This is a genomic window from Alteromonas sp. Cnat2-8 (genome assembly GCF_022348355.1).
GTDB classification, from domain to species: Bacteria; Pseudomonadota; Gammaproteobacteria; order Enterobacterales; family Alteromonadaceae; genus Alteromonas; species Alteromonas macleodii.
The window spans coordinates 327,061-342,925 of the sequence record NZ_JAKREX010000003.1; the positions used below are offsets into that span (position 1 = coordinate 327,061).

At 45.9% G+C, this 15,865-nt stretch carries 14 protein-coding genes; 9 read left to right on the forward strand and 5 right to left on the reverse strand.

What is annotated here, in order from left to right; all coding sequences use genetic code 11:
- Positions 1–534 precede the first annotated feature (534 nt).
- The 7 genes from MHN00_RS09280 (at position 535) to MHN00_RS09310 (ending at position 7,834) form a co-directional block, all read left to right on the forward strand.
- Positions 535–3,138, forward strand: coding sequence for an MMPL family transporter (locus tag MHN00_RS09280; RefSeq protein WP_239300982.1), 2,604 nt, complete (start codon positions 535–537; stop codon positions 3,136–3,138).
- 1 nt (position 3,139) lies between these two features.
- Complete coding sequence (locus MHN00_RS09285; RefSeq protein WP_239300983.1) at positions 3,140–4,030, forward strand: outer membrane lipoprotein-sorting protein; 891 nt, start codon at positions 3,140–3,142, stop codon at positions 4,028–4,030.
- 28 nt (positions 4,031–4,058) lie between these two features.
- Positions 4,059–5,672: a hypothetical protein gene (locus MHN00_RS09290; RefSeq protein ID WP_239300984.1), complete on the forward strand. Its 1,614-nt coding sequence runs from the start codon at positions 4,059–4,061 to the stop codon at positions 5,670–5,672.
- A gap of 27 nt (positions 5,673–5,699) precedes the next feature.
- Positions 5,700–5,906, forward strand: coding sequence for a DUF2892 domain-containing protein (locus tag MHN00_RS09295; protein ID WP_110288880.1), 207 nt, complete (start codon positions 5,700–5,702; stop codon positions 5,904–5,906).
- Positions 5,907–6,056: 150 nt separating this feature from the next.
- Positions 6,057–6,638 (forward strand): DUF3299 domain-containing protein, encoded by a 582-nt coding sequence (locus MHN00_RS09300; RefSeq protein WP_014951170.1) that lies wholly within the window; start codon positions 6,057–6,059, stop codon positions 6,636–6,638.
- Between the two features lie 5 nt (positions 6,639–6,643).
- Complete coding sequence (locus MHN00_RS09305) at positions 6,644–7,090, forward strand: hypothetical protein (protein ID WP_239300986.1); 447 nt, start codon at positions 6,644–6,646, stop codon at positions 7,088–7,090.
- Positions 7,091–7,105: 15 nt separating this feature from the next.
- Positions 7,106–7,834 (forward strand): DUF3299 domain-containing protein, encoded by a 729-nt coding sequence (locus tag MHN00_RS09310; protein ID WP_101566283.1) that lies wholly within the window; start codon positions 7,106–7,108, stop codon positions 7,832–7,834.
- An 18-nt stretch (positions 7,835–7,852) separates the two neighbouring features.
- On the opposite strand, the gene MHN00_RS09315 is transcribed toward MHN00_RS09310, so the two are convergent.
- From MHN00_RS09315 to MHN00_RS09330, 4 genes are all read right to left on the reverse strand, one after another.
- Positions 7,853–8,650, reverse strand: coding sequence for an HAD family acid phosphatase (locus tag MHN00_RS09315; protein WP_239300987.1), 798 nt, complete (start codon positions 8,648–8,650; stop codon positions 7,853–7,855).
- Between the two features lie 61 nt (positions 8,651–8,711).
- On the reverse strand, positions 8,712–9,638 hold the full coding sequence (folE2, locus tag MHN00_RS09320) for a GTP cyclohydrolase FolE2 (RefSeq protein WP_075177252.1): 927 nt from the start codon (positions 9,636–9,638) through the stop codon (positions 8,712–8,714).
- 95 nt (positions 9,639–9,733) lie between these two features.
- Complete coding sequence (locus MHN00_RS09325) at positions 9,734–10,210, reverse strand: MerC domain-containing protein (RefSeq protein ID WP_230633809.1); 477 nt, start codon at positions 10,208–10,210, stop codon at positions 9,734–9,736.
- 71 nt (positions 10,211–10,281) lie between these two features.
- Positions 10,282–10,971: a DUF2796 domain-containing protein gene (locus MHN00_RS09330; RefSeq protein ID WP_239300988.1), complete on the reverse strand. Its 690-nt coding sequence runs from the start codon at positions 10,969–10,971 to the stop codon at positions 10,282–10,284.
- 90 nt (positions 10,972–11,061) lie between these two features.
- Here MHN00_RS09330 and MHN00_RS09335 point away from each other — a divergent pair, with 90 nt between their 5' ends.
- Positions 11,062–13,464, forward strand: a complete 2,403-nt coding sequence (locus tag MHN00_RS09335; protein WP_239300989.1) for a TonB-dependent receptor — start codon at positions 11,062–11,064, stop codon at positions 13,462–13,464.
- Positions 13,465–13,504: 40 nt separating this feature from the next.
- Complete coding sequence (locus MHN00_RS09340) at positions 13,505–14,884, forward strand: 5-methyltetrahydrofolate--homocysteine methyltransferase (RefSeq protein ID WP_239300990.1); 1,380 nt, start codon at positions 13,505–13,507, stop codon at positions 14,882–14,884.
- Between the two features lie 116 nt (positions 14,885–15,000).
- Here MHN00_RS09340 and MHN00_RS09345 read toward each other — a convergent pair whose 3' ends face one another.
- Positions 15,001–15,855 carry a pirin family protein gene (locus MHN00_RS09345; RefSeq protein ID WP_014977698.1) on the reverse strand — a complete coding sequence of 285 codons (855 nt, stop codon included), beginning with the start codon at positions 15,853–15,855 and terminating at the stop codon, positions 15,001–15,003.
- Positions 15,856–15,865: the final 10 nt, after the last annotated feature.

Genomic DNA, 15,865 nt, shown 5'->3' on the forward strand with positions numbered 1-15,865 from the left:
TTTGTCATCTACGCAATTTGGCCTCTCCGTCGCTAAAGCTGTCCTAGCTACAAACTGCGTTCTGTATTTATCCGTTAGTCTAATGTATGCGTGATCTGTGCCAAACCTTAAATTCAGTTTAGAATAATTTTAAATCGCTGATTTTTATGGGTTATTTTTATTTTTGGACAGCGAGTGGCTCGTATTTGAAAAACTAGGGTTGAGTAGGTATGTAGTTTTTTCTCGGTGGTGTGTAGCGTTTTACAAACACTTTTCTTTTCTCTGTGTTACTCGTCGCATTGCTCTTGATCTTTTCTAAAAATACATTAGATTATTTATATATTAGAAATATCTAATTTAATGCTGTGTCCCATAAATGTACCCATTGTTTTTGCTAACGCAGGTAGGCGTTGTGAAATGTTCTTCAGAGCAAAGGTCATGGTTTGTGAAAGTGGAGCGCCACTCAACACGCCAAGGAAACACAGTGGATGGAGTTAACCCAGTCGTATCACGATTAGAGGGAATCAATGTATTTCCTAGTAGGAGTTCATAGCTATGTTCACGGCAGTTATTGAAAAATTACTGTTCCTATCTACCCAGAAAGGTAAGTGGGTTTATGCCGCTTTACTGTTGGCTGTTGTCTTTTGCGCTTATCAAATGCGGCTAATTACGATAGATACCGACCCAGAGAATATGCTTGAAGCCAATCACCCTGCTCGCGTTTTTCATAACGATGTGAAGCATACTTTTGCTATGCACGACGCGATAGTGGTGGGGGTTATAGCATCACCGGCCAATGAAACAGCCACTCAAAATGCTGCTTTAAGTACCAATAAAGGCATCTATACACCAAACAACCTGCAAGCAATAGACGGTGTTACCCAGCAAATATTAAACACTGAGGGTGTTATTGCTAGAGATGTCATGTCGTTTTCAACAGTGGACAATATTACTCAAGGTGACGACGGTGAGCTCAAGTTCTCTTGGATGATGTCACCAGCCCCATCATCGCAAGAGGAAGCAGATTACATTGCTGATGCTATTGCACGCCTTCCAATGTTACAGGGGAGCCTGGCTTCTTCATCACACAATGCTGCGGCTATCTATGTGCCCATTAAAGATAAAAATGAGAGCTTTCGTATTGCGGAAGACATTCGTGCCTATATTGGCGCGAATACAATAAACGAAACATTGCAGTGGCACATAACAGGACTCCCTGTTGCTGAAGATCAGTTCGGCGTTGAAATGTTTATTCAAATGGCAATTTCAGCGCCAGCTGCGGGACTAATGATTTTTATCCTCCTCTTTGTCTTTTTCCGCAATTTTACGCTGATTACCGCCCCGATGGTGGTGGCAATGGCAACGGTAATTATCACAATGGGGGCGCTAATCGGCTTAGGTTTCACTGTGCACATCATGTCATCCATGATTGCCATATTTTTGATGCCTATCGCTGTTGTTGACTCGGTGCACATATTGTCTGAGTTTTCAGACCGCTATAAACCAGGTCAAAAGGCCGATCAAGTGATTACCACAGTGGTTGAACACCTATTTCAGCCGATGCTGTTTACGTCGCTGACCTCTGCGGCAGGGTTCTATTCACTTATGCTAACTCCCATTCCACCCGTACAGATTTTCGGTGCTTTCATTGGCTCAGGTATTCTGTTGGCTTTCGCTATTACGCTTACCTTTATACCTGCTTATATATCAAGAATGTCGCCAGAGGCGCTCGCAAAATTGCAGTCTGCACTGCACGCCGATGCCAATACCTCATCAATGAAAACAACATATTTACAGCGATTTGTGTACGGCATTCGCACCCTGGCGCTAAATTATAAAAGGGCATTACTCGTAGCATTCATGGTGATTTCAGCGGTGTCAGTGTGGGGTATTTTCCAAATACAAATTAACGACAACCCTGTGCGCTGGTTTAAAGAAAATCATGAAATTCGCGTAGCCGATAAGGCGCTTAATAAGGAGTTTGCGGGTACGTATAACGCGTACATTGTTATTGAAGATACCCGCAAGCTGAAAAGTGCACGTGAAATACTGCTAAGTGCAGTGTTGCCCCCTTCATTAGATGAATGGCGTGAAACAACCCTCGATACACTAAACAATGAAAATGCCGGCAATAATTTTGAGACTCTCGCATTTGCCGTCGATGATGCATTATTCGGTGATCTTGATAGCGACGAATATGACGCTTTAAATCGATTGCTTTCAAGCATTGATGAAATTAAAGGCACAAGCAAAACGTTTCAACAGCCCGATAATGTAGCGCTGCTTTCAGACCTGCAAAATTACCTAAGCACTCAAACGCTGGTGGGTAAAACTCAGTCCCTCAGTGATGTGATTAAAGTGGTTAACCGAGAGCTGCATTCGGGCAATGACAGCGACTACGTGTTACCTAATACTCAGCCGGCGATAGCACAGACGCTCTTGCAATATCAGTCCTCTCATAGGCCTCAAGACTTGTGGCATTTCGTGACACCAGACTATCGTAAAACCTTGGTGTGGCTACAACTATCCAGTGGTGACAACCAAGATATGACAAAGGTAATTGAGTTAGTCGAATACTACTTCGCTCAACACCCACTGCCTGATGGCCTGACATATCAATGGGCAGGTAAGGCATACCTAAATGTGGTGTGGCAGGACAACATGGTTGCAGGCATGTTAGACAGCTTACTTAGCGCCTTCATTATTGTTTTTGTGATGATGGTATTGCTGCTGCGTTCACTGATATTCGGTGTATTAGCCATGCTGCCCCTTACTATAACTATCACCTTTATTTACGGTGCTATTGGCATTGTAGGTAAAGATTACGATATGCCTATTGCCGTGCTTTCAGCCCTGACATTGGGTTTGTCGGTAGACTTTGCCATTCACTTTCTGGCTAGAGCCAAAGAGATTTACAAGCAAACGGGTAACGTGAGTAAAACGTTTGATGCCATGTTTGAAGAGCCTGCTAGCGCTATTACTCGTAATGCGCTGGTCATCGCGCTTGGCTTTACGCCGCTGCTTTTAGCACCACTCGTACCTTACATCACCGTGGGTATTTTCCTGGCAAGTATCATGTTTATTTCGGCACTCGTTACGCTGCTGGTGTTGCCAGCTGCTATGACGTTGCTTAAACGTTGGGTTTTCAAGGAGGCCTAAAATGCGTATTCCCATATTATCAGTGTTCATGTGGCGTCGACCAAAAATACGAAACCTTCGAAGCATGTTCAGGGGCCTTGTTGCGCTATTACTTATATCGGGTAATGGATTCGCTCAAGCCTTGGCAACCCAAAGCGACGAAAGCAGCAGTAGTATCGATGTTGCTGAAATCGTTAATAAGGCTGAGCAGGCGGCGTACTACGCGGGCAATGACGGACGTTCAATGGCGAGAATGCTCATTGTAGATGAGCAAGGTCGAAAGCAAATGCGTCAGTTTACTATTCTGCGCAAAGATGTGCCGAATGAGGCAGGCGCCGACACCGGCGATCAACGTATGCTGGTTTTCTTTAGCCGTCCTACTGAGGTTGAAGGCACGGTATTTCGCGTTGAGAAGCATGCGGCGCTTAATTCTGATGACGACCGTTGGTTATATTTACCGGCTTTAGACTTAGTAAAGCGAATCGCCGCAGGCGATAAACGTACATCGTTTGTTGGTTCTCATTTCTTCTATGAAGATGTTTCCGGCCGCGCAACAGCGCAGGACAGTTTTGAGCTGCTTGAACAAACCCAAACTCATTATCGCTTAAAAGCGACGCCTAAGGACACAGCGCTCGTAGAGTTCAGTCACTATGTAGTAGAGATAGACAAAGGCACTTACCTGCCCACCTTGATTAACTTTTATAAGGGTGACAATAACTACCGCCGCGTTGAAGCTGTAACTATTGAGACTATACAGGGCAATCCTACTGTGGTGAGAAGTAAAGTGACGGACCTTGCATCAGGTGGCTATACCCTTATGGAATTCAGAGGGATTGAATACGACATAGGTCTTCCAGATAGCATATTTAGTGAGCGTAGCCTACGTGTGCCACCGCAACGCTATATTAAATAACACTATTTTGAAAAAGGAATTTAGCACGGTGCGCTTGCCTAAATTACTAGCTCCATCCATATGGATAACGCTGCCTAGCCAAGCCTATGGTCTTTCTGAGCGGGTTAAAAAGCAATGGAGGGCGCACGCTTTACTCGCGCCGATTATTCTCACCTTTGCGCTCACGGCTTTAGTAAGTCTGCCGTTAAACGCCCAGACGGTGGGTGTTGAAAGCCAACATCAGAAAGACCCATTGAAAAGCGGAGTAAAAGAGCGGAAAGCTAACGTAAACGACGAGTGGGACAGCATGTGGCCTGAGGAGGATAATGTCGAATCAGGTGACGATTGGAGCGATGAGTGGGATGACGAATGGGGCACTGACAGCAAAAGTAAGCTTCGTATTTCTGGTTTCGCCGAGCTCGCCGTAGGAAACCGTTTTTCCCGTGACATGGCTACCGCGTTTGGCAGTCAGAATTCACAAATGAACGAGAGTTTTCAAGCTGCTAACGCGCCATCTGTGTTAAATAACAGCACATTGCGCGACGCCAGAGTTCAACTTCGCGCAGACTATGCATTAGACAGTTCCTCCATTTCCAGTAAAGCCGACGTTTGGTATGACGGCGTAACGTCGTCGTGGGAATCACAATTTCGCGAACTGGCATGGCAAGGTAGCTTAAGCAGTATTCTACCCAGCGCTTTAGTCGGCACGGGGGACTGGGCAAATGCATTTGACATTAAAGTCGGTAAGCAAGTGCTGACTTGGGGGGCAGGGGATTACTTGTTCTTAAATGATCTCTTCCCTAAAGATTATCAGTCGTTCTTTGCAGGAAGAGAAGACGAATACCTTAAAGCGCCGAGTAATGCATTAAAGGTGTCGGGCTACACGGATTTTGCCAATGTAGATTTAGTCGTCACACCTGAATTTGAGCCTGATATTGGTATTACAGGCGAAATATTTTCTTTTTACAGCCCGCAATTGGATGAAAACATTGCCCCTTCGTTTTCTGTTGAACGTGATAATCGCCCACGAGGAAGTGAGCTTGCCTTAAGGGTGTATAAATCTGTTAAGGGGATGGAGATTGCAGGCTATGGTTACACCGGTTATACAAGGCAGCCCACCGCGACAGATTCTCTTGGAAGACCGCGCTACAGTAAAATGAATGCCTATGGCGCAAGTGTTGTCGCGCCTCTGGGGCGGGGGATAGCAAATGCGGAATATGTTTTCTACAACAGCCTTGAAGACATAGATGGAAGTAACGGGCAAATAGCGAATGATCAAAGTCGTTTCTTACTAGGCTATAGCCAAGAAATTGCCGCAAATCTTACCGGTGGTTTCCAGTGGTACACCGAGTACTTACACAATGCGGATGGCCTAGATAGAACAGTCTCGTCTTCTGAGCGAGTTCAAGAAAAATACCGCCATTGGGTGACGACCCGTTTAACGTGGTTAGCACTTCGTCAAACACTGACGTTAAATACTTTTCTGTTTTATTCACCCAGCGATAGCGACGGATACCTAAAGACTACAGTGGCTTATTCGCCCACCGACAAGTGGCAAGTGAGAGCGGGGGTGAATGTCTTTTCAGGTAAGGATAACTATACGTTTTGGGGGCAGTTTGAAGACGCAAGTAATGCGTTTATTGCCTATCGATTTTATTTTTAATCTCTTCCAATATTTAAGGATTACGTTATGTCTCAGGAAAAAGCATTAACCGCCTTCGCAGGGCTCATGGTGTTGTTGTCTGTATTACTAACCCATTTTGTTCATGCAAACTTTATGTGGTTTACCGTGTTTATTGGCGCAAACTTGTTCCAACAGAGCTTCACTGGCTTTTGCCCAGCAACGCTATTTTTTAAACACGTGCTTGGGCTTAAAAGTGAACGGGAGCTAGCGTAATTAACTGATGCTTCACAAATGCGCTAGCAAAGCATTTTCTATTGAGTAATTGGCGCTAAGTAACATTTTGCAAAGATAAACGCTTATCGCAATTTACTACGTTGTGATATGTTATAACGTGATTGTTAAATAGTATGTTAGGTCATCTTTGTGAAATTTTCTGTCACGCTTTCTAGCGTTAAATTCGGTTTAATTGCGGCACTATTGGTTTTATTTAGCACGTTAAACCCAACCCAAGCCGCCAATTACGAGGAAATTGACTGGGTAGCTCTTATGCCCGAGGACGATTTGAGCGCGCTTTTAAATAGGCCTGAGTTTTTAAACGATATTGCCGATGGCTCTGCCGCCGACTCTGTCGATGACTTTGCTTCAAAGCAGCTAGAAGATGAACAAGCACAGCGATACCAACAAGCGTTAGTGTCGACGCGAGTGATAGAGGCGTTTGACGGGAAGGCTATCCGCATCCCTGGATTTATAGTGCCTTTAGAGCAAAACGATGAGCAAAAAGCGACGGCTTTTTTCGTCGTTCCTTATTTTGGGGCTTGCTTACACATGCCACCACCGCCGCCAAATCAAATTTTGTATGTTGAATACAAAGAAGGCATTGCAGTTGAGAACTTGTACGACCCTTATTGGTTTGAAGGCACGGTAAAAATAGACAACCACGAAAGCGCACTAGGTACATCTGCTTATTCGTTAGTGCTAGACAGCTTCGCGCTTTACGAGGAGTAACTGATATGAAAAAAACAGTCGTTGCAGCTACCGTTTTATCAAGTCTTATAGCATTTCATAGTACTGCGTGTGAACTACACGCAGGTATGGGAAACATGCAGTTTGGCTTTCAGCACCCCATGATGCAACAGCACTTAGCGGCAGCTAAGGAGCCACTTATTTCGCTCAATATCGACAGAAAGCGAGAAGTGGCTAAGCTTGAAGCGTCAGCCGTTCCGCTGCGATTTTCCATTCCTTCGAACTATAAAGAAGTTAGCGTAGATGTAATGGCAAGTGATGGCGTAACGCTACTGTCGCCGCAGCGCTTTTCTTTGCCGTCTACAAAGGGCGAACAAGCCATTAGCTTTCAGGCACAAGAAGAAGGCACGCACGAACTTGTTCTAAAAGTCTATGCGCTTAAAAAGAATGTGCCGGTAACTTACACCCGCAAAGTCAAAATTTTAGCAAGTTAAAAGCTAGGATAATGTATGAAGCGCGCCACGTACGTTTTACTGGCTTCTCTTATTGCTTTGATAGCATTGGGCGCGCTGGTGGGGCTCGGCCTGAGGGGTAAGCTTGATAGCGTAATTGAGCGCTTTTTCGAGAATAACACGGCGATTTATCAAGACAGCCCCAGGTTAACTACCGTTCAACAGTTCCAACCCTTATCGTGGGACGCGCTGTTACCTGACGCCGAAAAGGCGCTGTTGGGCAAGACCCGAACGACTCAAAATCCTCAGCAGAATTTACCCCTTCATGAACAGGTATTTCAGTCTATTCAACGCACGTTTGACGATGAATACCAGCAAGCGCTTATCTCAGTGAATACGGTTGATACATTTAACGGCAAGTACGTCGAACTCAGCGGGTTTATTGTGCCTGTAGAGGCCAATGCACAGCGAGAAATAACGGCGTTCTTCATTGTGCCTTATTTCGGCGCGTGTATTCATTACCCACCCCCGCCACCGAATCAAATTGTGTTTGTTTCGTTGAATAATACCCACGAGCAAGGCGGCATTAGAGGAATAGACATCCAGCAGGCGTATACGTTCTCGGGTGAGTTTTCTACCGGGTTGTATGAAGACCCTCAGGGCACATCCGCTTACTTACTGGATGTGGTAGAAATAAAGCCCTATTCAGGGCTGGGAAATGGCATTAACGATGACAACGCTAATTTAACGAACGGCGCTTTCCATATAGAAAGCGACATTCGTTGATTTTACTTTGTCAATGCTCTACCAAGAACCGTACATGGGGTTTGGCAGAATAAAAATCTCTGTGCCCACTCGTGGCATGAGCAACTCAACGTTGGCAGATTCTTGGGTTACGCCGCCCACATCTTCAATGTTGTCGCCAATTTGCATGATAATAGTGTGAGGCACAGCCCACGTAGACGTCGCGTCTTTAGATGTATTCGAACATGCGATCTTGCCCTGAGTAAGCTGCATTCTGCGCAAGTCTTTGTCATTAACCATACCTTCTTGGCCTACCGCTTCTTTGTCTTCAGCAGTGCGGCCAACAACACAGGTATTACTCGTGGTAAGCGGCAAACCTTGCGCCAAAAGGTTATTCCAGGTGTGACTATCAAGCGCTTTATTGCGATTCGTAATAAGCGCCACCTTGCCATTTCGTGCAACTACTTCATCGATGAAAGCGGCTACACCAGGCACCAGTGTGGCTTCTTCACGTTTTACCCATTCGGCCCAGCTTTGTGAAGAATATCCCAAGCCAGCACTTTCCCGTTCTTTTTGATAGGTGCTATTGTCTAGCACGGTTTCATCAACATCCATCACCACAACATCGCCATTAGCAAAACGCGTAGGCAGCGCTGAAATAGCTTGGCCATACACAAAACTTGAAAGAACAGGGTACTCTTTGCTGCTGGTTTGGTATATCACAGCATTTGACAGAGTGTGTGATTTTACACCAGCAAGCGGGGTTGAGGGCGCAGACGAGCACGCCGCAATAGCTGATACTGCAGCGCCTATGCCCGCTGCTTTGCTGATGTAAGAGAGCTTGTTAAGAGATAACAATGTTATTTCCTTTTATTGTTTCTTCTGCCTACCGGTTTCAACACCCAAATTATGTCTGAATTTATCGATGAACAGGGCCTGATAATTCAGCAATGGCGTCGTGTGCATGCAGACTTTCTTGATGTTCTACTTTTACACGAAAATAGGTAGCTTGGTAATACGTACTTAACGCTTCATGCAGTCGCCTTACCGAATCTTCTACAAACATTAGGTTTTCAGCATTACGCTTGGCAAACGCCTGTTCATCTTCACGCTTAACTGCGGTTTGAAGCGGTGTGCCTAACGCGTTTTCTATCAGGTCAATAATACCAATAAAATCGGGGATCTCGTTGTCGCTTAAATCTAGGGTTATATCGGCAAAAGAACGCTGTGCATGCGCCGTGGCGATGCTGGCTTGTTTAGAAGCGAGCCAAGCGCCCATTTCTTCTACGGATAAACCTTTTCCTTCGAACTGCTGCACAAATACTTCTGATAACGCCTTGCGAGAGAGGGAGGCCGAACAAGGACAAGTACTAGAGTACGGTACTCTTAACTTAAGCTGTGCCTCATAACGTTCAGGTGATCGTCTTACGCAAAGTGAAGCAGGGTACGATTGATATCCTGACATCCTACTTATGAGCGCCGGACGCGACACGGTGAGGTCAAAGTGTAGATTAAGCTGGGCGCTGTTGCTCAGCCCATCTTGAGACTCGATAAGCGCGTTCATTAACGACACAAGTGCCGACTTATGTAAGTCTTGGTTGCTCAAATATCGCTGCAGCAAGCTGTACAATCGAGACATGTGAATGCCTTTAGCATTGGGGTGATCTAAACTCACTGTTACATCGACTTTTGCTTGGCTGGCTAATCGCTCACCGCGCTTACCTAGCACGTGCAGAGGGATAGCGATTCCCTGCATACCTACACTATCAATAACAGGAAGTTGCGCAGTGGAATGCTCTTTAGTGACATCGGGAAGTACCGTGTCGGAATGATTAAAACTAGACAAAATAACCTCTGAATGAGACCTCAAAAACGACTTACACCACTAATATTGCGAGCGTCGCTCGATAAGAATTACCCGCTTTTGAGATTATGATGAAACTAATAGGGTTGTGATTGGGTGGTCTCGCGCTCTTCGCAAATAGGCTCCTGCACGCTCGACCTAAGCCGATAGTTAATCAGGTGCGCACCAACGATAATAAACGACGCGATTACCGTGATTGTTACTTCACCATATTCACCTAGTACTTCGTGTCCTAAGCCTACCCATTCAACCAGCAGCGGACTACTTAAAAGTGTTAGGCCAAAAACGCCAGCAAATACTACCCACTTATTTTTGTGATGTAGGTAGCCTAGTGAGAGCGCAAAAACACCGATGGGCAGCACAAAGAACAGCAATATTTGATGGAAGGTTTCATCATTGAGAATTGACACACCTGCCAATGCAGGTATGGAAATCAATAAAATAGGCGTTAATAAACAATGTATTACGCAAAGGGATGAAAGGAGCATAGCGAGCCTGTCTGAAATGAACTGCACTTTTGGCATTGCGCTGCTTCCTTGAGATATCGAATTCATAGTATGTCCGAAAATTGCTATGGCGCACGCACAATGAGTGAAGCTTGCGCCTGAGAGAATAAAAAATCTAACTAGCTGCTTATCAGTAAGGTTGGCTGACTTGGAGTTATCTCTAGTGCGCCTTGTCCTTTGTTGGTTACCCAAATTGCATTAACGTGCTGCAGGCTTGGCCAATGGGGAAACCCTGTCATCTCAATACGCTTTACGGGGCCTTGGCAACTAAGCAAATATGCGACACGAAAATCAGAGTGCGTGTTGCGATGGGCATGGTCTTCGTGTTCACTTTCATGCTCGTCATGCTCGTCATGCTCGTCATGCTCGTCATGCTCGTCATGCTCGTCATGCTCGTCATGCTCGTCATGCTCGTCATGCTCGTCATGCTCGTCATGCTCGTTAGCTACCTCCCATGGGCTTTCAAGTGTGGTATCGAGTAATTCACACGTATTGCTCAGGGTAAAAATATCGTCAAAGCGCTGAAAAACCTTTTGCGTTTCTTTATAACGTTTTTTCTCGCTAGCCGTGGATGGCGCGTATTCAAACCCCAGAACATCAGCAGCAGGCAGCTGCAGCACAAACTGCCACTCACTTCCCGCTTGTAGGATTTGTAGTTTGCCTTCGCCGTGAGTATGAGGCGCAGCATGAACAGCGTTGATACCCATCCCAGCCAAATTCAATCCGACAAAAGTACCTACCTTAAGAAAAGTTGAAGAGGCGCGTAGCGCTTTTTGTGAATTCTTCCACGTAATAGAAATAGTTTTCATTTTTACCTCTTGCGTAAACGTTACAATATAACATACCATAAAAATAAATATGATACATTATCACATTACACAAATTCAGAGGTTAGAATAATGAAACTGTCTCGATTGGCGTTAGGCTTATCGCTTTCAGCGCCTGCGTTGCTATTAGCATCTCCGTCAGCGCTGGCACAAACACTTTCTGGCACGGTAACTAATGCAGCCGGAAAGCCGCTCGCTAATGCCACTGTTGAAATTGAGGCGCTAAAGCGCGTTACCAGCACTAACGAGCTGGGCGAGTTTACTTTCTCTAACGTAAAGGAAGGCGACTATACGCTTCACATATTCGCCTCTGGCTTCGCTCACTTACATGAGCATGCGCAAGTTCAATCTGACAACGCAGAAGGCGCTAACTTTGTCTTGGCGCGCAGTGCTATCGAAGTGATTGACGTGCACGCCACGCCTATGCATTTATCGGTGATGGAATCGGCCACACCAGTGAGCGTGTTATCTGGCGAAACCTTACGTCGGCAACAAGCGGCCACGCTGGGCGATACGCTAGAAAAATTACCCGGCGTACAGTCTAACTTCCATGGCAATGTTGCGAGCACGCCAATTATTCGTGGCCTTAGCGGACCACGGGTACTGATTACTCAAAATGGCTTGGATGTGAGCGACGTTTCCCGTGTTGGCCCCGACCACGCAGTAGCAAGTGAAGCCTCAACCGCTAAACAAATTGAAGTGCTGCGTGGGCCAGCAACCCTGTTCTTCGGAAGCGGTGCGATAGGCGGTGTGGTGAACGTAGTTGACCAACGTGTGCCCACGTCCACTGAAACGCGCGGTGAATTTGTATTAGAAACGCAAACCGTTAACGACCAGAAACTTGGAACGTTTAACGTGACTACTGGGGTGGACAACATAGCCTTTTACGCTGACGGTTTTTATCGCGATTCAAATGATTATGAAACACCTGTTGCCCCTGACATTGATGACCCAGATGGCGCCCATGTGGTTGAAAACAGTAACGAAGAATCGAATGGGTTTACGTTAGGGACCAGCTATTTATTCGACCAAGGCTATGTTGGCGTAGCGGTAGAGCGATTTGAGCGAGAGTATGGCGTGCCTGGGCACAGCCATGGCGGAGATACTTCGGTATTCGCTGATCTTGAGCAAACTAAGTATCAGCTTTTAGGTGAGTACAACTTTACCAATGACTTTTTGCAAAGTGTTCACTTTAGAGCGGGCTATACCGATTATGAACATGCTGAAGTTGAGGGCGGTTTAGTAGGTACCACTTTTAGTAATGAAACCGAAGAACTTCGCGTAGAGTTATTGCATAAACCCATGGCTGGCTGGCGCGGTGGTATCAGCCTTCATTACAAAGGGAGCGATGTATTTGCTCAAGGCGAAGAAGCCTTTACACCGCCTTCAGAAATGGAGATGTTTGCTGTAGCACTCATGGAAGAGCGTCACTTTGGTGATTTTCTGGTTCAACTAGGAGCGCGAGCGGAAAGCGTAACATTAGACGCATCAAGTGTGCTGTTGCCTGAGCTTGACGCTCACGAGCACGACGATGAACATGATCATGATGAGCATGCTCACGACGAACATGAACATGAAGGCAGCGAGTTCGTACGACAGTTCGCGGTAGATCAAGAGTTTACACCTATATCGCTATCAGCGGGTGTAGTTTATACCATTAATGAAAGCTATAACGTGGGCGTTTCACTTTCCCGTTCAGAGCGCGCCCCTTCTGCCTCTGAGCTTCTTTCTTTTGGCCCGCATATTGGCACCCGTACCTATGAAATTGGCGCCCTGTTTGATTTGTCAGAGGAAGGCGAGTTTGTGCTTTCTCAAACGGCAATCGATCTTGAGACAGCAAATAACATCGACCTAACGTTCAGAAAAACACAGGGTGACGTTGGCTTTGTATTTAATGCTTTTTATAACCAAGTAGATAACTACTACTTCCAAGAAGAAACCGGCTTATTCGCTGAAAGTGGTCATGACCATGATCATGGCGAAGAGGGGCACGGTGAAGAAGGGCATGATGAACACAGCGATGAACTACCTGTTTACCTGTTTGGTTCAGCTGACGCCATCCTTCATGGTTTTGAGTTACAAGTTGCCTGGCAAACCACTGACAACCTAAAACTCGATTTCTTCGCCGACTACGTTAAAGCCCGCCTTAAAGATGGTGGCGCACTGCCTCGCACTTCGCCCATGCGAGTGGGCTCACACGTTGCCTACACGTTAGATAACATTCGCGCAGATTTAGACATCACATATTTTGCAAAACAAGACGATAACTCGACGTTCGAGACTGAAACGGACGGCTACACCCTTGTTGATGCTTCAATCACGTACGACATTCCTTTGGGAGATATTGATTTATCGGTTTACCTGAGCGGTGAAAACCTAACCGACGAAGAAGCGCGCGTTCACACCTCATTTCTGAAAGATATTGCACCACGTCCGGGTAGAAACTTTGCTTTCGGCGTACGCGGTTATTTCTAAGATCAGCTTATAAAAAAGAATTATTGATAGGGATACACACATGAAAAATAGACTAGTACTAAGCGCCATAGCCAGCGCACTTTTGCTCGCAGGCTGTGGTGATGCAGAAACCAATATTGTAGAGCTGGATCCTATTGAGGTGCCAGAGGATGATCACGACCACGACGATCACGACTCAGATTATGAAATTGAAAGTGAAGGCAGATTGGTTGTTGCCGATGCTGCATCAAATACGCTCACTGTCTTTGATCTAGATGATAATTCAGTACTTGATACGTTTTCTGCAACCTTTGATGGAAGCAGTGTAAGCGCCTCCGCAGACTATCGCTTTGCAGTCATCAACAGCCGAGCAAACGGACTAACTGAGTTTCTTGATGGTGGGTTATGGCGAGAAGATCACGTAGAGCATCTGCACGACTATGAAGAAGCCCCAAGTCTGTCTAGTTTCACACTTGAAGGTAGTCAACCGACTCATGTAGTAACACACGACGGTCAGCTTGCTGTGTTTTACGACGGAAATGCCGATACCAGCATGCCGGCAGCGGTAAAAGTAGTAACCGATACCCAAATTGCCAGTGAAATTACAGAAGTTCCTACTTTGGAATTTACTGTAAATATGCACGGTGTCGCGGAACCGCGTGGAGACATACTAATTAGTACTGTACGTCGTGATGATGCAGAGTCTCGTTCTGCTAATCCAATCTTGCCAGACAGTGTTGCGGTATATCACTGGCATGATGGCGAGTACGAAGAAGAGCAACGCTTTGATGGCGAGTGTGCTGATTTACATGGCGCCGCTCAAAACGAAATCGCTGTGGCATTTGGCTGTAGCGACGGCGTATTAATTCTCAACGAAGATGATGAGGTATTTACCAGCGCGTTTATTGACAACATTGCTGGGCTTGGCGATTTGCGCATTGGCACAATGTATGGACATGAACACGCTGAAGCGTTTATTGGTATTGCTTCACAGCACGGCGGTGGCAGCGCCATCTTGGCCAATGTGTCGCCTGTAACTAGCACAATGAGCGTGATTGACTGGCAGCCAGAGACTGACGCTCATGCAGTGTCATACGGCTTCTCAATGGGCGGTGAATTCTTTGTTATTTTAGATGACAAAGGTTTTGTAACACTGCTAGAAGCGCATGAAGAAGACGGTGACACGCACTGGGAATTTGCGCACAAAATTGATGTGGCCAGTGCCAGCGCCGCAAACCTAGCAGAAGGTCAGTCATTTAGCATGGCGGCATCGCAACACGAAGAAGCCTTGTTTGTTGTTGACCCTGTTGCGCAAGCTATCCTTGCTGTTGATTTGGAAACCGAGACCACGGAAACCTTGCTTGAACTGGATTTTGAGCCTGCAGGTGCAGTTTGGCTAGGTATTGCAGAAGAACACGAGCACGACGATCACGACCATTAATACGTAGTGGTATTACGCTAATGAAAGAGCAGGTTATAAGCCTGCTCTTTTCGGTTTTAATGTATTTTGTGCTTAAAGCCATTAGTTTGTTGCTAGAGCTGCTTACAACAACAGCTTTATTTAGGCAGCGGAATAAACTCGCGGTCATCGCCCGGAATAGTTGGGAATAACCCGTTTGCCCAACGAGCCTCAGCGTCTTCTATTTTCTCTTGAGAGTACGCCAAAAAGTTCCAACGTAAAATGGGTTGTTTCTCCATTTTCTCTCCACCTAAAAGAAAGTAGCGACTATTCTCCATGGTTTCAATTTCACTTTCATCGTCCAATAGCACAAATTCGCCTGCGCTGAATACTGCATCGCCTAGTTTTACTTTTCCGGAAATAACGTAACAGGCCGTTTGAGAATTGCCACATGGACGCTCAATAACCGCTCCTGCTTCTGTTATCACATCTAAATAAAACATGGGTGAGTACGTCTTAACCGGTGACGTATAGCCGTACGCTTCCCCTGCAATTAGTCGCATCAGTACTTTTTCACGATGTATATAAGGAAGTTTAGCTTTGTTAACGTGTATAAAGCTGGGCTCCATATCTGCCTTTTCTTCGGGTAATGCAACCCAGCACTGTAGACCGTTTAGCACATGGTCACTGCCTCGGGTTTCAATGGTCTCTCGCTCAGAGTGAACAATGCCTTTACCCGCTGTCATCCAGTTTACGTCGCCAGGCTGTATTTCCTGAATAGTGCCTAAGCTATCCCTATGCAGCATACTACCTTCCATTAAATAGCTAATGGTGGCCAGTCCTATATGCGGGTGGGGCCTAACGTTAATGCCGCTGCCTGCTGGGAAATGTGCAGGTCCCATATGGTCAACAAAAACAAATGGGCCAATGCTCCTTGCGTCAACGTGGGGAATAATGCGACTTACTGAGAAGCCACCTAAATCTTTTTTGTGAGATGAAATTCGTTTTGCCATGATCTTTCTC